Source organism: Stenotrophomonas sp. Steno-C15 (genome assembly GCF_056393265.1).
In genome coordinates this window covers 43,205-57,770 of sequence record NZ_JBWJPF010000005.1, presented here as the reverse complement: position 1 = coordinate 57,770, position 14,566 = coordinate 43,205, and the positions used below count along the sequence as shown (strand labels likewise).

The window sequence follows — 14,566 nt, the reverse complement described above, 5'->3', positions numbered from 1 at the left end:
CAACAGCAGTGCAGTACGCAATCCCGGCAGATTGCGGGAACCTGTCGAAGGCGGGGTGGCTCAGGTTGCGGGGGCGTGAGCGCCATGGATGGCGCGACCGAGGCTACATGGACGTACTTGCGCTGTCCCCCGCAACCTGAGCCACCCCGCCTCCCCTGAGGAAGCCAGCGTTTGACGTTGACGTTGCTCCGGCTTCGGCACTGGCTTCGGCGGGTGCAGGGCGGCAGCCCTGCAAAACAAACCCCAACCTCAGTAGCGAGGGCGGCCTTCTTCCAGCACCTGGCGCAGGAACGGCACGGTGATCCGACGCTTGGCCGCCAGCGATTCGCGGTCGAGCCAGTCCAGCAACGTGATCAGCCCGCCCAGCTCGCGCCCGGTGTGCGACAGCAGCCACTCGATCGCGGCCTCGTCGATGGCCAGCCCCCGTCGCAGCGCGCGCTCGCGCAGCACCGCCGCGCGTCCTTCCTCGTCCAGCGGCTGCAGCAGCACCCGCACGCACTGGCCCAGCCGCGAGCGCAGGTCCGGCAGCACCAGTCCGAGTTCGCCCGGCGCCTTCTGCGCCGTGTAGAGCACGGTCACGCCGGCAGCGCGCGCACGGTTATGGAAATCGAACAGGGCAATCTCGTCCTCGCGGTTGCCGGCAATCTCGTCCAGTCCGTCCAGCGCGACCAGCTCGCGCGCCTCCAGCCCCTCGAGCGCTGCACGCACACGGCCGGCCGCACTGGCCAGCGGCACATAGGTCGGCAGCCGCCCGGCCTGCTCGGCGCTGGAACACATCGCCAGCGCCTGATGCGTCTTGCCCGTGCCTGCCGCGCCTTCCAGGTAGACCCAGTCGTGGCTGGCACCGACCGCGATCGCGCGCAGCTGCGCCAGCGCACCATCCGGTGCGCCGATGAAGGTCTCCAGGCGCTGGTCCCGCGGGTAGTGCAGGGCCAGCGGCAATTGCGGCACACCCATCACTTCAGGTCGGGGCCCTTGTCGTTTGTGTCGAGGATGATGTGGGGCGGCTCGACCACACCGTCAAGCACGATCGCCGATTTCTCACCCGCGTAAAGATCGCTCTGCCGATAGCGCTGGTGCGCATAGCGCAGCAGCACGTTGGACACGGCAGCCACCGGCAGCGCCAGCAGCATGCCGAGGAAGCCGAACAGCTGGCCGCCTGCCATCACCGCGAAGATCACTGCCACCGGATGCAGGCCGATCTTGTCGCCGACGATGCGCGGCGTCAGTACATAACTCTCCAGCAACTGGCCGACCGTGAACACCACGCCGACCAGTATCAGCAGTTTCAGGTCGAAGCCCTGCGCCTGCACCAGCGCGGCGATGATCGCCATCAGGATGCCGGTGGTCGCGCCCAGGTACGGAATGAAGCTGATCAGGCCCGCGATCATGCCGATCAGCAGCCCCAGCTTCAGCCCCACCAGCGACAGGCCGCCGGCATAGATCACGCCCAGTGCCAGCATCACCAGGAACTGGCCGCGGATGAAGGCCCCCAGCACCTCGTTGGATTCGCGCGCCAGCGCCGTGATGGTGCCGATGTGGTTGCGCGGAATGACCGAGGCGACCCGCTCCACCAGCTTGTCCCAGTCGCGCAGGAAGTAGAACGCCAGGATCGGCAGCAGCAGGATGTTGACCACCCAGGTCACCATCGTGAAGCCCGAGCGCGAGACATATCCCATGAAGGTCTTGGCGAAGCCGCCCGCCTGCTGCCAATGGCTGCGCACCCATTCGATCAGGCGATCCGGGTCCAGCCACTGCATCACCTCCAGGCCGGTCTTCTGCTCGAACCACGGAATGCCGGTCTGCATCAGCCAGGCCTGCGCCTGGGGCACGGCCGCCACCAGGGTGGTGATCTGCTTTTCGATCATCGGCACCAGCACCAGCAGCGCGGCGACGATCACCAGCACCATGGCCACGAACACCAGCACCACGCCGGTCATGCGCGAGCGCCCGGTAGCCTCGATGCGGTCCACCAGCGGATCACCCAGCCAGGCCAGCGCCAGCGCCAGCACGAACGGCGTCAGGATCGGCGCCAGCAGCCACACGATCCAGCCGATCAGGCAGGCAAGCAGGATGTATTTGACCCGGCGCAGGAACTGCGCGATTTCAGCTTCCGGCGTCAGGGTCATCGCAGTCGGTACTCGTTGCTGACCGGCGCCTGCACCGGCACGCCGGTGGTGTCATCGATCGGTGTCGGAAGGGCAGGCAGCGGGGCGTTCGGAACCAGCACGCCGTTGTCACCCAGCATGCGGTTGAAGCCGGCCAGGCCGGTGGTCATTTCCACGGTCAGCTCCAGCCGGCCCGCGCTGGCGTGCAGCGGGGTGACATTGCGCACCACCGGCACGTCGCGCAGGCCTGCGGCCAGTCGCAGGTAGTCATCGGCACTGTTGATGCCGGTGACCACCACCCGGTAGCTGCCCGCCTGGCCGGTGGCCACACCCGCCTTGGCATAACGCTTGACCAGCGCATCGGCCGCGCCATCGGCGCCCGCAGCCATCGCGCGCATGGCGTTGGCATCCTTGCTGGTCCATCTGTTCAGTTCACGGCCATCGTCGACGAACACCCAGTCCGCCTGCCAGCCGCCATTGGCACGGTAGAGCTTGCCGATCAGCTGCATCGGCGGCGAGTAACGCGAAGAGGCGCGGGCCACGGCGGCGCTGTCCTGGCGCCAGATGGCACCGGCCAGCGCCTGTTCGGCAGCGCCCCCACTGGGCAGGCCCAGCTTGTAGCCGCGCTCGATGGCGCGGTTCAGCAGCGGGCGCGCGGCATTGGCCTGCTGCACGCTGACCAGGCGCGGGCCGCTGCCGTCATCGACGGCCAGCCACAGCACCGGCTTCGGTCGGGGCTGCGGCCACAGCGGCAGGCCCAGCGCGGCGACCAGCGAATCGACGTCATCCTCGCGGAAACGGGCCACCAGCAGGGTCCGGAAACTGGGCGCACCGCTGGCGCTGACGCTCTGGTCCTGCTTGTAGTCGTAGCTGGCCACGTAATCCTTGGCATTGCGCAGGGCCTGCACCACGCCTGGCCGGGACATCACGCTGCGGTCGCCCGACAGCTTGCCCAGCACTACGCTCAGGGCACGTGCCAGCCCGCCATTGCGGTCGGCCTCGGCCTGGCTGTTGACCGGCACTTCGGCCTCGTAGGCCCCACTGGCGGTGGCGACATCCCCCTCGGTGCGCAGGCCGCTCTGGGCCATCGTGGCCACCGGCAGGCTCAACGCAAGAAGCAGGGTGAGAATCAGGCTGCGGCGCATCAGGACATCCATTGGCTCGACGTATCCGGGGGGAATTGTTGCCCGAATACGGCCTGTGCGCCAATGCGGCCTGTTAAAATCGCCCGTTCAACCCCTGCCAGCGCCGACGCCCGTGACCAACACCCCGTCTTCCGCCCCCTCCCCCCTCACCTACCGTGACGCGGGCGTCGACATCGACGCCGGCAACGAGCTGGTCGAGCGGATCAAGCCCCTGGTCAAGCGCAGCTTCCGTCCGGAAGTGATGGGCGGCCTGGGCGGTTTCGGCGCCCTGTTCGACCTGTCCAACAAGTACCGCGAACCGGTGCTGGTGTCGGGTACCGACGGTGTCGGCACCAAGCTGAAGCTGGCCCACCAGCTGAACCGCCACGATACGATCGGCATCGATCTGGTCGCGATGTGCGTGAACGACGTGCTGGTGCAGGGCGCCGAGCCGCTGTTCTTCCTGGACTACTTCGCCACCGGCAAGCTGGACGTGGATACCGCCGCGGCGGTCGTGGGCGGCATCGCCAACGGCTGCACCGAGGCCGGCTGCGCACTGATCGGCGGCGAAACCGCTGAAATGCCCGACATGTATGCCCCGGGCGAGTACGATCTGGCCGGCTTCACCGTGGCCGCGGTGGAAAAGAGCGAACTGAAGGATGGCGCCAGCGTGGCGGCCGGCGATTTGCTGATCGGCATCGCCTCGTCCGGCCCGCACTCCAACGGCTACTCGCTGGTCCGCCGCATCTACGACCGCGCCGGGCGTCCGGCCGATCTTGAGCTGGAAGGCGGCGTGAAGCTGGTCGACGCGCTGATGGCACCGACCCGGTTGTACGTCAAGCCGATCCTGTCGCTGCTGAAGTCGCACGGCGATGCCATCCATGGCATGGCCCACATCACCGGTGGCGGACTGACCGAGAACATCATCCGGGTGGTCCCGGACGGCCTCGGCCTGGACATCCAGGCGGCCTCGTGGACGCTGCCGCCGGTGTTCCAGTGGCTTCAGAAGGAAGGCGCGGTCGCCGACAGCGAAATGTGGCGCACCTTCAACTGCGGCATCGGCTTCGTGCTGATCGTCGCGCCGGACCAGGTCGAGGCGGTGTCCGCCGCGGTCACCGCCCAGGGCCTGGATCACTGGACCATCGGCCAGGTCGTCACCACCGAAGGCGCCGAGCGCGTCCGCATCGCCTGACCCCTGCAGAGGAGCCCGCATGGACGCAATGCCCCCATCCCCTTCGAACCCGGTGCCGCCGCCGCTGCTGACGGCACCCGTATTCGGCCCGCAGGACGCCAGCCATCTGCGGGCGCTGTCCATCGGCCACTACGTGGTTGGTGCGCTCATCGCACTGTTCTCGCTGATCTTCATCATCCACATCGTGCTGGGCGTGAGCGCCCTGACCGGGGCATTGCCGCTGAGCTCGGAGGGGCAGCCCTCATCGCCCGCCGAGCAGCGGATGTTCGGCTGGATGTTCACCATCATCGGCAGCGTGATCGTGGTGGGCGGCGTCACCCTGGGGGCCTTCGTCGCCTACGCCGGGCGCTGCCTGGCGCAGCGCCGCCGTTACGTACTGTGCCTGGTGGTCGCGGGCCTGTCCTGCCTGTTCACCCCGGTGGGCACGGTGCTGGGGGTGTTCACCCTGATCGCCCTGCTCCGCCCCCAGGTGAAAGCCGTGTTCGACACTCCGTCGGCAAGCGTTTGAGCCGCCTGGGTTGCCGGTAATGAACGCCCCCCGCCGCATCGCCGTGCTCGCCTCCGGGCGCGGCAGCAACCTGCAGGCCATCCTGGATGCCATCGCGTCGGGCCGCCTGCCGGCCGACGTGGTGGGCGTGTTCTCCGACCGCCCCGATGCCGCGGCCCTGCAGCGGGTCGATCCTTCCCGGCGCTGGGCGCATGCACCGAAGGAATTCAGCGATCGTGCCGCCTACGAGCTGGCCCTGGGCGACGCGGTTGCCGCCTCCGCTCCGGACTGGATCGTCTGCGCCGGCTACATGCGCATTCTCGGCGCTGGCTTCGTGCAGCGCTTCAACGGTCGCCTGGTCAACATCCACCCGTCGCTGCTGCCGCTGTACAAGGGCCTGCATACGCACGCGCGGGCGCTGGAAGCCGGCGATGCCGAGCATGGCGCAAGCGTGCATCTGGTGGTGCCGGAGCTGGACGCGGGCACGGTGCTGGCGCAGGCGCGCGTGCCGGTGCTGGCAGGCGACGATGCACAGACCCTTGCCGAGCGCGTGCTGGCGGTGGAACACCCGCTGCTGATCGCCAGCCTGCAGCTGCTGTGCGATGGCCGGCTGGCTGAACGGGAAGGACAGGCGATCTTCGACGGTCACCCCCTGTTTAGGCCGCTGGCCCTAGATTCCGCCGGAAACCTGAACCGATAACGTTCTGCACACGCCCCGCTGACTGCGGGGCTGGCATCCTGCCCCACTCCTGCGGCCCCTGTCCCCCATGAAGACCACGACGCTGCTGTGCACGCCCCTGCTGTTGTCGCTTGCCGTGTTGCCTGGCGTCGGCTGGGGCCAGGCACAGCCCTCTGCCGACCCGGCAGCTCCGTCGCAGGCCCCAGCCGCACCGGCCGTGCCCATGCTGCCCGCGCTGGCCTGGGAACCGCCGCCGCTGCAACCGTTCACCGCTACCTACCAAGCCTTCTACAAGGGCAAGGAAGCCGGCGATGCCACCATGCAGGTCACCCATACCGGCGGCAACCAGTGGCGGGTGGACATGCAGGTGGTGGGCCGCCGCGGCTTTGCCAGCGTGCTCGGCCTGAACATCGAGCAGAGCACGGTGTTCGAGGAGCGCGGCGGCGTCTATGCGCCGCTGAGCCAGAGCACGGTGCGCAAGGGCCTGTTCCTGGGCAAGAAGGCCGTCGGCACCTATAACTGGCAGGCCGGCACCGCGCAGTGGACCGGCGATGTGAAAAAGGATCGCGCGCAGCCCATTCCGCTGCAGGCCGGCGATCAGAGCGCCCTGCTGATCAACCTGGCGATCATGCGTGATGCCCGCCCGGGCGTGGCCATGCACTACCGCTACGTCGACATGGGCAAGGTGCGCCAGCACGACTACCAGGCCGCGCCGCAGACCGAGAACGTCGAGGTCGGCGACCTGTCCTACAACGCGCTGCGGGTATACCGCAGCAACGGCGGCAACAACGAAACCATTCTCTGGATCGCCAACGGTGTCCCCACCCCGGTGCGCATCCTGCAACGCGAAGATGGCGAAGACCGCGTCGATCTCCGCCTGATCGAATACCAAGGAGTCTGAGCATGAACACCCTCTCCCGCCCCCTGACGTGGATCGCCGCTGCCACCCTGTCGATGGCCAGCCTGCCGGCGATGGCCCTGGAGCCGTTCAAGGCCGACTATCTGGCCAGCTACATGGGCATGCAGGCCAACGGCACCATGACGCTGGCCAGTGAAGGCAGCAACAAGTGGCGCTACAGCCTGCAGGTGAAAAACCAGCTGGCCGACCTGAGCCAGAGCACCGTGTTCGAGGAAGTGCGCGGCCAGCTGCGTCCGCTCAGCAGCCAGGACCGCTCGGCGCTGCTGGTGAAGAAGCGCAACGTGCAGGCCAACTACAACTGGACCAGCAACCAGGCCACCTGGACCGGCGACATCAAGCCGGACCGCGCCGGACCGATCGCCCTGAAGGCCGGCGACATGGATGCGCTGCTGATCAATCTGGCCATCGCCCGCGACCTGGCAGCCGGCAAGCCGTTGACCTACCGCATGGTCGACGAGGGCCGGATCAAGAACATGACCTACCGCGTGATCGGCAAGGAATCGATCACCGTGGGCGGCAAGAGCTACGAGGCGACCAAGGTGTCGCGTGCCGATGGCAACAAGGAGCTGATCGCCTGGATCGTGCCGGAGTTTCCGGTGCCGGCGCGCATGCTGCAGCGGGAAAGCGGCCGCGACGCGCTGGACCTGACCATCCGATCGATGAACTGAGTGCCGGGGGTCGGATCCCATCCCCTCGGGGATGGGCTCTGACCCCGGCCCCGCACAAGGAAAACGCCCGCTTGCGCGGGCGTTTTTCATTTCTTCTCTTCGGCCGGTTTGAACTCGGTGCGGCAGTCCACCCGGATCTGCTCACCGCTTCCGCGCCAGACGAACGTGCGGCAATGGCGGTTGCCTTCCTGGCTGTCGTTCACCGACACGGCATAGAACGACTGGATGATCTCGTCACGCGATACCGTGCCGTCACCGTTCCAGTCCATGTCCTTCTGCTCGATGCCGCGGGTGATGGCGATATCGGCGTACCAGGCATACCCCAGCCACGCCAGCACGATCAGCACCAGCGCCAGCAGCGCCTTGCGACGCGGGCTGAATTTTCCGCGAAGGATCATGGCACGCGCCGGATGGTGGCACCGAGCGAAGACAGCTTCTCTTCGATGTTCTCGTAGCCGCGATCGAGGTGGTAGATGCGATCGATGGTGGTATCGCCGCTGGCCATCAGGCCGGCCAGGATCAGCGATGCCGATGCACGCAGGTCGGTGGCCATGACCGGCGCGCCGCTCAGGTGCTCGCTGCCACGCACGATCGCGGTATGGCCTTCGACCTGGATGTCCGCGCCCAGGCGCAGCAGCTCGTTGACGTGCATGAAACGGTTCTCGAAGATCGTTTCGTTGATCACGCCGACGCCGTCGGCCACGCAGTTGAGCGCCATGAACTGCGCCTGCATGTCGGTCGGGAATGCCGGATACGGCGCGGTGGTCAGGTTCACCGCCTTCGGCCGCTTGCCCTGCATGTCCAGGGTGATGCTGTCCTCGGTGGTCTCGATCCGGGCGCCCGCCTCGACCAGCTTGGACAGCACCGCGTCCATGGTGTTCGGACGTGCGCGGTTGACCGTGACCTTGCCGCCGGTCATCGCGGCGGCCACCAGGAAGGTGCCGGTCTCGATGCGGTCGGGCAGCACTTCATGACGGCCACCGGAGAGGCGCTCCACGCCTTCGATCACCAGGCGGGCGGTGCCGAGGCCCTCGATCTTCGCACCCAGAGCGATCAGGCAATGGGCCAGATCGGTCACCTCCGGCTCCATCGCGCAGTTGTCGAGGATGGTGGTGCCTTCGGCCAGCACCGCGCCCATCAGCACGTTCTCGGTCCCGGTCACGCTCACCATGTCGAAGGTGAAGTGGCCACCCTTCAAGCGCTTGGCCGAAGCCTTGATGAATCCGTTCTCGACCACGATGTCGGCACCAAGCGCCTGCAGGCCCTTGATGTGCTGGTCGACCGGACGCGAGCCGATGGCACAGCCACCGGGCAGCGACACTTCGGCCGCACCGAAACGGGCCAGCAGCGGACCCAGCACCAGGATCGACGCACGCATGGTCTTGACCAGTTCGTACGGCGCCACGTGCTGGTTCACCGCACGCGGGTCGACCACGATCGCGCTGCCGCGCGACAGCGTGCCCTGGTCGATGGTGACCTTGGCGCCCAGTTCGCCCAGCAGCTTCACCGTGGTGACCACATCGTGCAGGTGGGGCACGTTGGTGATCTCCACCGGCTCATCGGCCAGCAGGGTCGCGCAGAGGATGGGGAGGACGGCGTTCTTGGCGCCGGAGATGCTCACTTCACCGTGCAGCGCAGCGCCGCCGGTCACAACGATCTTGGCCATGGGGTTCGGGATCTTCTGCGGTTCAGCCGGCTTCGGCCGGGGTCACGGTTTTCAGCGCCAGCGCGTGGATCGCGCCGCCCATCAGGTCGCCCAGCGTGGCATAGACCATGCGGTGGCGGGCCAGCGGCATCTTGCCGGCAAAGGCGTCGCAGACCACGGTCGCTTCGAAATGCACGCCATCGTCGCCCCGCACATCGGCGCGGGCGCCAGGCAGGCCGGTTTCGATCAGGTTGCGGATGGTGTCGGCGTCCAACGGGCTTTCCTAATAAAATGAACCCTCATTCTACTTCCGCTGCGTGGCGTCCGCATGGCCGAGTCCCTCCCGCCCCCCCGTTCCGTCGAGCCGGCCGCCCTGGTGGCCAGCGGCCGCCGCGTGTTCGAGATCGAGCAGCAGGCACTGCAGGCGGTCGCCGAGCGCCTGGGCGAGCCCTTCCAGAAGGCCTGCCAGGTGATCCTGGGCAGCCGCGGGCGGGTGGTCGCCACCGGGATGGGCAAGTCAGGCCATGTGGCGCGCAAGATCGCCGCAACCCTGGCGTCCACCGGTACCCCGGCGTTCTACGTGCACCCGGGCGAGGCCGGCCATGGCGACCTGGGCATGATCACCGAAGCCGACGTGGTACTGGCCCTGTCCTATTCGGGCGAATCGGACGAAGTGCTGATGCTGCTGCCGGTGCTCAAGCGCCAGGGCAACGTGCTGATCTCCATGACCGGCCGCCCGCAGTCCAGCCTGGCGACCGCCGCCGACGTCCACCTGGACGTCAGCGTGCCGGCCGAGGCCTGCCCGCTGGCGCTGGCTCCGACCTCGAGCACCACCGCCTCGCTGGCGATGGGCGACGCGCTGGCGGTGGCCCTGCTGGATGCGCGCGGCTTCACCGCTGACGATTTCGCCCGCTCGCATCCGGCCGGCAGCCTTGGCCGTCGCCTGCTGCTGCATATCACCGACGTCATGCATACCGGTGCCGATCTGCCCAAGGTCGATGCCGGCGCCAGCCTCAGCGAAGCCCTCGTGGAGATGAGCCGCAAGCGCCTGGGCATGACCGCCGTGGTCGATGCCGAGGGCGTGCTGATCGGCCTGTTCACCGACGGTGACCTGCGCCGGGCACTGGACAGTGCGCTGGACGTGCGCACGGCAAAGATCGCCGATGTGATGACGCGCAACCCCCGCACCATCGGAGCCGACCAGCTGGCGGTGGAGGCCGCCCGCCAGATGGAAACCCAGCAGATCAACGGCCTGATCGTGGTCGATGACCAGGGCCGCGCCGTCGGCGCCCTGAACATTCATGACCTGTTGCGGGCCCGGGTGGTTTAACCGACAGTCCGTAGACCCCATTCAGTCTGTAACCCCACACCTGCCCTGATCGAGTTCAACGTCCTGATGCCCTGGTCCCCCCTGCCCGCCTTCCCCGCCCACCTGCATGCCGCTGCGGCGCGGATCCGCATGGCCTGCTTCGACGTGGACGGCACCCTCACCGACGGTCGGCTGTACTACGACCAGGACGGCAACGAGAGCAAGGCGTATTTCGTGCAGGATGGCCTGGGCCTGAAACTGCTGCAGCAGCACGGCATCCACCCCGTGCTGATCACCGCGCGCAACAGCCAGTCCGCGCTCAGGCGCGGTGCCGATCTCGGCATTGATACCCACATCGCCGTGGGCGACAAGCTGGCCAGCGTGCAGGCTCTGTGTGCCCAGCGCGGCATCGGCCTGGAACAGGTCGCCTTCCTTGGCGATGACCTGCCGGATCTGGCGCCCCTGGGTGCGGTCGGCCTGGCCGTGGCGCCGGCCAATGCCCATCCGTGGATCGCCGAACGCGTGCACTGGCAGACCCGTTCCGAAGGCGGGCGCGGCGCGGCGCGTGAGCTGTGCGACGTTCTGCTGGCCGCGCAGGGTCATGTCGCGTCGGTCCTGGCGAGGTACGGCGCATGAACGCACCGACCGTGAACTGGCGCACCGTGCTAGGCATCGGCCTGCTGCTGGCGGCCCTGCTCAGCAGCTGGGCCGCGCTGCGCAACCGCGACAAGGGCCCGGCCCAGAGCGGCCAGGAAGTCGGCGTGGATTACATCCTGCACGACTTCCAGATCGTCGCCCTGGACGAGCAGGGCAAGGAATCGACCACCCTGCGCGCGCCGCGGCTGGAGCGGCAGCGCGGCGACCAGACCATCAACATCGCCACGCCGCTGTTCGAGATGCCCGACAAGGACGGCAGGCACTGGACCCTGCGCGCGGAGACCGGCTGGCTGAGCGCCAAGGGTGACGAACTGAAGCTGCGCGGCAAGGTGGCGGGTGACAGTCCGGCTGCCCCCGGCGTCGTGCCGACCACCTTCCGCACCGACCACCTGGACGTGTTCCCCAAGGAGAGCCGGGCCCGGACCGACGCCCTGGTGACCATGACCCGCCCCGGCATGGAGCAGTCCGGCGTCGGGTTCGAGGTGGATTCGAAGAACAACACGTATCATTTCCTCAGCCAGTCCAAGGGTCGCTACACGCCCAGACGCTGATTCCGCCGCCCGGCCCGCGACGTCCCTGGACAGGCGCGGCGCCGGCAGCCCCCACCCGCCGCTGCCCTCCTGACCGGGCAGCCACCACCGGCAGAACGGACCCCGATGAAGATCCCCTTTGCAGCCATGCTCGCACTCAGTCTTCTTGTCCCCGCCCTCGCGCAGGCGAAGTCGACCGACCGCAACGAGCCCATGAACATCGATGCCGGTGCACAGAACGGCATGCTCACCGGCGACGGCAAAACCGTGCTGTCGCAGGGCGTGATCATCACCCAGGGCACGCTGGACCTGCGCTCGTCCGAAGCGGAGATCTATCTCAAGGACGGCGAGCCGGTGCGTGTGGTGTTCACCGGCAAGCAGGCGAAGTTGAAGCAGCAGCTTGATGACGGCACCTGGATGGATGCGCTCGCCGACCGCATCGACTACGACATCAAGACCGAGATCATCACCCTCACCGGCAACTACAAGGTCACCAGCGCGCGCGGCACCAACGCCGGCCAGCGCATGGTCTACAACACCCGTACCGGCGAGATGAACTCCGGCGGCGACGGCAGCCGCGTGCGCACCGTTATCCCGCCCAAGAACAAGACGCCTGCCGCCACCACCACGCCGGCGCAGCCGGCCGGGAGCCGGAAGTAATGCTCGTCGCCAAGGGCCTGCGCAAGCGCTATAAGCAACGTGAGGTCGTCAAGGACTTCGGGCTCACCCTCGAAGCGGGCGAAGTGGTCGGCCTGCTCGGCCCCAACGGTGCCGGCAAGACCACCTGCTTCTACATGATCGTCGGCCTGGTTGCCGCCGATGCCGGCAGCATCGTGCTCGATGGCAAGGACATCACCGGCGATCCGATGTACACCCGTGCCAAGCAGGGCGTGGGCTACCTGCCGCAGGAGCCTTCGGTGTTCCGCAAGCTGACCGTGGCCGACAACATCCGCCTGGTGCTGGAACTGCGCGAGGATCTGGACTCGGCGGGCCGCGAGCGCGAGTTGAGCAGCCTGCTGGACGAACTGCAGCTGGGCCATGTGTCCGAACAGCTTGGCGCCAGCCTGTCCGGCGGCGAGCGCCGCCGCTGCGAAATCGCCCGCGCGCTGGCGGCGCAACCCCGGCTGATCCTGCTCGACGAACCGTTTGCCGGTGTCGATCCGATCTCGGTTGGCGAGATCCAGCGCATCGTCACCCACCTCAAGCAGCGCGGCATCGGTGTGCTGATCACCGACCACAACGTGCGCGAGACCTTGGGAATCTGCGACCGCGCGTATATCCTCGCCGAGGGCACCGTACTGGCCCAGGGTTCGCCGGAATCGATCCTGGACAATGCCGACGTACGTCGCGTCTACCTTGGGGACTCGTTCAAGCTGTGACCGCAGCTGCCGGGTTCCATTCCCCCTCTTCGGCACAGGCATGAAGACTCGGCTGCAGACATCGTTGGGACAGCAGTTGGTGCTCACGCCCCAGCTGCAGCAGGCGATCAAGCTGCTGCAGATGTCCAGCACCGAGCTGGAACTGGAGATCGCCCAGGCGGTGGAGAGCAATCCGCTGCTGGACTGGGCCGAAGGCAACGAGAGCGATGCCGCTGCCGGCGACGATGGCAACGGCGATGACGCCCCGCCCGAACGCGCCGACGCCGGCCCGGAGGACGACTGGGCAACGGCGGAACCGGACTGGAGCACCGCCGGCAGCGGCGGCAGCGGCGGCAGCTTCGACGACGATGACGACAGCGGCAGCGCGGCCGAACGCGTGGCCGAAACCGAGACCCTGGCCGACCACCTGCTGTGGCAGCTGCACCTGTCGCATCTGTCCGCACGCGACCGCAGCATCGGGGCTGCCCTGATCGACGCCCTGGACGACGATGGCTACCTGCGCGAACCGCTGTCCACCATCGCCGAAACCCTGCTGCCGGCGATCCACGCCGGCGAGGACGAGATCCTCACCGTACTGCACCAGATCCAGCGCTTCGATCCGGTCGGAGTAGCGGCACGCAGCTTGGGCGAATGCCTGCAGCTGCAACTGGACGTACTGGCGGCCGACACACCTGGCCTTGCCCTGGCACGCCAGGTCGCTGCCGGGCCGCTGGAGCGGCTGCCGCGCAGCGGCGTGGTTGGGCTGGCGCACGAACTCCGGCAGCCCCTGGCCGATGTCGAGACCGCCGTGGCCCTGCTGCGGTCGCTGGACCCGCGCCCGGGCACCCAGATCGCGCCGCTGTCGCCGGACACCTACGTGGTGCCGGACGTAGTCGTCTGGCGGCAGAACGGCGTGTGGCGCGCCGCGCTGGCCGGCCATGCCGGGCCGAAGGTGGTCATCCACCGCGGTTACGAACAGATGATCCGCCGCTGCGGTGAGGCCGACGCCGGCTACCTGCGCGCCCAGCTGCAGGAGGCGCGCTGGCTGCTGAAAGGTCTGCAGCAGCGTGGCGAGACCCTGCTGCGGGTGGTGCGCTGCCTGATCCTGCAGCAGTCCGGCTTCCTGGAGTTCGGCGAACAGGCACTGCGCCCGCTCACCCTGCGTGAGATCGCCACCGAACTGGGCCTGCACGAATCCACCATTTCGCGGGCGATCGCCCGCAAGCATGTCCGGACCCCACGCGGCACCCTGCCGCTGCGCGCCTTCTTCGCGTCGGGAATCGATACCGAAGGCGGCGGTGAGGCATCCAGCACCGCCATCCAGGCAATGATCCGGCGCCTGATCGATGACGAAAACCCGCGCAAGCCCCTTTCTGACGCCAAGCTGGCTGACCTGCTCAAATCGTCGGGAATTCCAGTGGCGCGACGCACCGTGGCGAAGTATCGTGAAGCCATGAACATTTCCGCCTCGCACGAAAGGGTCAGAATCGCTTGACGCACCGCCGCGCCCGGCGGAGAGGTTCATTGGCACATCCGAACACAGGAGAAACCCGATGCGCATCGAAACGTTTGGCAAAGACGTCGAAGTCACCCCGGCCCTGCAGTCCTATGTAGAGGAGAAGCTGGCCCGGATCGGAAAGCACTTCGACCAGCACTGCGAAGCGCGGGTGACCCTCAAGCTGCAGAAGACCGAACACCACGTCGACGCCAGCCTCAACATTCCCGGCCAGACCCTGCACGCCGAGGCCGGCGGCCAGACCATGTATGCCGCGATCGACCTGCTTGCGGACAAGCTTGACCGCCTGGTGATCAAGCACAAGGAGAAAAAACAGCAGCACGCACCGCTGCCGGTGGGTGACAATGGCGGCTGATCGCCACCGTTCCCCGCAG

Annotated in this window: 18 protein-coding genes; 12 read left to right on the top strand and 6 right to left on the bottom strand. The window is 67.7% G+C overall.

Translation table 11 applies throughout. The features are described 5' to 3' along the window. Nucleotides 1–249: 249 nt before the first annotated feature. The 3 genes from hda to AC06FB_RS06195 are packed head-to-tail and all read right to left on the bottom strand — an operon-like array spanning nucleotide 250 to nucleotide 3,253. On the bottom strand, nucleotides 250–957 hold the full coding sequence (gene hda / locus AC06FB_RS06205; RefSeq protein ID WP_053519433.1) for a DnaA regulatory inactivator Hda: 708 nt from the start codon (nucleotides 955–957) through the stop codon (nucleotides 250–252). Continuing rightward, nucleotides 957–2,129 carry an AI-2E family transporter gene (locus AC06FB_RS06200; RefSeq protein WP_478053469.1) on the bottom strand — a complete coding sequence of 391 codons (1,173 nt, stop codon included), beginning with the start codon at nucleotides 2,127–2,129 and terminating at the stop codon, nucleotides 957–959. The genes hda and AC06FB_RS06200 overlap by 1 nt, the downstream gene beginning before the upstream one ends. Beyond that, the gene (locus AC06FB_RS06195; protein ID WP_229765858.1) at nucleotides 2,126–3,253 is read right to left on the bottom strand and encodes a DUF2066 domain-containing protein; all 1,128 of its coding nucleotides are present in this window, start codon (nucleotides 3,251–3,253) and stop codon (nucleotides 2,126–2,128) included. The genes AC06FB_RS06200 and AC06FB_RS06195 overlap by 4 nt, the downstream gene beginning before the upstream one ends. 112 nt (nucleotides 3,254–3,365) lie before the next feature. Here AC06FB_RS06195 and purM point away from each other — a divergent pair, with 112 nt between their 5' ends. From purM to AC06FB_RS06170, 5 genes are all read left to right on the top strand, one after another. Further along, a complete protein-coding gene (gene purM, locus AC06FB_RS06190; RefSeq protein ID WP_478053468.1) occupies nucleotides 3,366–4,424 on the top strand; it encodes a phosphoribosylformylglycinamidine cyclo-ligase in 1,059 nt (352 codons plus the stop codon). Nucleotides 4,425–4,443: 19 nt separating this feature from the next. After that, the gene (locus AC06FB_RS06185; RefSeq protein ID WP_053519429.1) at nucleotides 4,444–4,932 is read left to right on the top strand and encodes a hypothetical protein; all 489 of its coding nucleotides are present in this window, start codon (nucleotides 4,444–4,446) and stop codon (nucleotides 4,930–4,932) included. Between the two features lie 19 nt (nucleotides 4,933–4,951). Beyond that, on the top strand, nucleotides 4,952–5,611 hold the full coding sequence (gene purN, locus AC06FB_RS06180; RefSeq protein WP_065174537.1) for a phosphoribosylglycinamide formyltransferase: 660 nt from the start codon (nucleotides 4,952–4,954) through the stop codon (nucleotides 5,609–5,611). Between the two features lie 67 nt (nucleotides 5,612–5,678). Further along, on the top strand, nucleotides 5,679–6,491 hold the full coding sequence (locus AC06FB_RS06175; RefSeq protein ID WP_065174536.1) for a DUF3108 domain-containing protein: 813 nt from the start codon (nucleotides 5,679–5,681) through the stop codon (nucleotides 6,489–6,491). Between the two features lie 2 nt (nucleotides 6,492–6,493). Next, nucleotides 6,494–7,177: a DUF3108 domain-containing protein gene (locus AC06FB_RS06170; RefSeq protein ID WP_053519426.1), complete on the top strand. Its 684-nt coding sequence runs from the start codon at nucleotides 6,494–6,496 to the stop codon at nucleotides 7,175–7,177. An 86-nt stretch (nucleotides 7,178–7,263) separates the two neighbouring features. Here the strand turns inward: AC06FB_RS06170 and AC06FB_RS06165 are convergent, their stop codons facing one another. The 3 genes from AC06FB_RS06165 to AC06FB_RS06155 are packed head-to-tail and all read right to left on the bottom strand — an operon-like array spanning nucleotide 7,264 to nucleotide 9,096. Next, complete coding sequence (locus AC06FB_RS06165; protein ID WP_053519425.1) at nucleotides 7,264–7,575, bottom strand: hypothetical protein; 312 nt, start codon at nucleotides 7,573–7,575, stop codon at nucleotides 7,264–7,266. Next, the gene (gene murA / locus AC06FB_RS06160) at nucleotides 7,572–8,843 is read right to left on the bottom strand and encodes a UDP-N-acetylglucosamine 1-carboxyvinyltransferase (protein WP_053519424.1); all 1,272 of its coding nucleotides are present in this window, start codon (nucleotides 8,841–8,843) and stop codon (nucleotides 7,572–7,574) included. The genes AC06FB_RS06165 and murA overlap by 4 nt, the downstream gene beginning before the upstream one ends. Before the next feature lie 22 nt (nucleotides 8,844–8,865). Further along, entirely contained in the window at nucleotides 8,866–9,096 is a 231-nt protein-coding gene (locus AC06FB_RS06155) for a BolA family protein (RefSeq protein WP_053519423.1), read from the bottom strand. Between the two features lie 54 nt (nucleotides 9,097–9,150). Here AC06FB_RS06155 and AC06FB_RS06150 point away from each other — a divergent pair, with 54 nt between their 5' ends. From AC06FB_RS06150 to hpf, 7 genes are all read left to right on the top strand, one after another. Then, the gene (locus AC06FB_RS06150; RefSeq protein ID WP_065174535.1) at nucleotides 9,151–10,152 is read left to right on the top strand and encodes a KpsF/GutQ family sugar-phosphate isomerase; all 1,002 of its coding nucleotides are present in this window, start codon (nucleotides 9,151–9,153) and stop codon (nucleotides 10,150–10,152) included. Between the two features lie 66 nt (nucleotides 10,153–10,218). After that, nucleotides 10,219–10,767: a KdsC family phosphatase gene (locus AC06FB_RS06145; protein ID WP_053519421.1), complete on the top strand. Its 549-nt coding sequence runs from the start codon at nucleotides 10,219–10,221 to the stop codon at nucleotides 10,765–10,767. Next, nucleotides 10,764–11,339 (top strand): LPS export ABC transporter periplasmic protein LptC, encoded by a 576-nt coding sequence (lptC, locus tag AC06FB_RS06140; protein WP_053519420.1) that lies wholly within the window; start codon nucleotides 10,764–10,766, stop codon nucleotides 11,337–11,339. Before AC06FB_RS06145 ends, lptC begins: the two co-directional genes overlap by 4 nt. Before the next feature lie 105 nt (nucleotides 11,340–11,444). Beyond that, nucleotides 11,445–11,978 carry a lipopolysaccharide transport periplasmic protein LptA gene (lptA, locus tag AC06FB_RS06135; RefSeq protein ID WP_065174534.1) on the top strand — a complete coding sequence of 178 codons (534 nt, stop codon included), beginning with the start codon at nucleotides 11,445–11,447 and terminating at the stop codon, nucleotides 11,976–11,978. Then, nucleotides 11,978–12,697, top strand: coding sequence for an LPS export ABC transporter ATP-binding protein (lptB, locus tag AC06FB_RS06130; protein WP_065174533.1), 720 nt, complete (start codon nucleotides 11,978–11,980; stop codon nucleotides 12,695–12,697). Before lptA ends, lptB begins: the two co-directional genes overlap by 1 nt. A gap of 40 nt (nucleotides 12,698–12,737) precedes the next feature. Next, a complete protein-coding gene (locus AC06FB_RS06125; RefSeq protein ID WP_461288965.1) occupies nucleotides 12,738–14,171 on the top strand; it encodes an RNA polymerase factor sigma-54 in 1,434 nt (477 codons plus the stop codon). 58 nt (nucleotides 14,172–14,229) lie between these two features. Continuing rightward, the gene (gene hpf, locus AC06FB_RS06120; RefSeq protein WP_005415556.1) at nucleotides 14,230–14,547 is read left to right on the top strand and encodes a ribosome hibernation-promoting factor, HPF/YfiA family; all 318 of its coding nucleotides are present in this window, start codon (nucleotides 14,230–14,232) and stop codon (nucleotides 14,545–14,547) included. Nucleotides 14,548–14,566: the final 19 nt, after the last annotated feature.

Bases quoted from the DNA above. Each gene is read 5' to 3' on its own strand.
- hda (WP_053519433.1), bottom strand. From the start codon at position 957: ATGGGTGTGCCGCAATTGCCGCTGGCCCTGCACTACCCGCGGGACCAG.
- AC06FB_RS06200 (WP_478053469.1), bottom strand. From the start codon at position 2,129: ATGACCCTGACGCCGGAAGCTGAAATCGCGCAGTTCCTGCGCCGGGTC.
- AC06FB_RS06195 (WP_229765858.1), bottom strand. From the start codon at position 3,253: ATGCGCCGCAGCCTGATTCTCACCCTGCTTCTTGCGTTGAGCCTGCCG.
- AC06FB_RS06185 (WP_053519429.1), top strand. From the start codon at position 4,444: ATGGACGCAATGCCCCCATCCCCTTCGAACCCGGTGCCGCCGCCGCTG.
- purN (WP_065174537.1), top strand. From the start codon at position 4,952: ATGAACGCCCCCCGCCGCATCGCCGTGCTCGCCTCCGGGCGCGGCAGC.
- AC06FB_RS06175 (WP_065174536.1), top strand. From the start codon at position 5,679: ATGAAGACCACGACGCTGCTGTGCACGCCCCTGCTGTTGTCGCTTGCC.
- AC06FB_RS06170 (WP_053519426.1), top strand. From the start codon at position 6,494: ATGAACACCCTCTCCCGCCCCCTGACGTGGATCGCCGCTGCCACCCTG.
- AC06FB_RS06165 (WP_053519425.1), bottom strand. From the start codon at position 7,575: ATGATCCTTCGCGGAAAATTCAGCCCGCGTCGCAAGGCGCTGCTGGCG.
- murA (WP_053519424.1), bottom strand. From the start codon at position 8,843: ATGGCCAAGATCGTTGTGACCGGCGGCGCTGCGCTGCACGGTGAAGTG.
- AC06FB_RS06150 (WP_065174535.1), top strand. From the start codon at position 9,151: ATGGCCGAGTCCCTCCCGCCCCCCCGTTCCGTCGAGCCGGCCGCCCTG.
- AC06FB_RS06145 (WP_053519421.1), top strand. From the start codon at position 10,219: ATGCCCTGGTCCCCCCTGCCCGCCTTCCCCGCCCACCTGCATGCCGCT.
- lptC (WP_053519420.1), top strand. From the start codon at position 10,764: ATGAACGCACCGACCGTGAACTGGCGCACCGTGCTAGGCATCGGCCTG.
- lptA (WP_065174534.1), top strand. From the start codon at position 11,445: ATGAAGATCCCCTTTGCAGCCATGCTCGCACTCAGTCTTCTTGTCCCC.
- lptB (WP_065174533.1), top strand. From the start codon at position 11,978: ATGCTCGTCGCCAAGGGCCTGCGCAAGCGCTATAAGCAACGTGAGGTC.
- AC06FB_RS06125 (WP_461288965.1), top strand. From the start codon at position 12,738: ATGAAGACTCGGCTGCAGACATCGTTGGGACAGCAGTTGGTGCTCACG.
- hpf (WP_005415556.1), top strand. From the start codon at position 14,230: ATGCGCATCGAAACGTTTGGCAAAGACGTCGAAGTCACCCCGGCCCTG.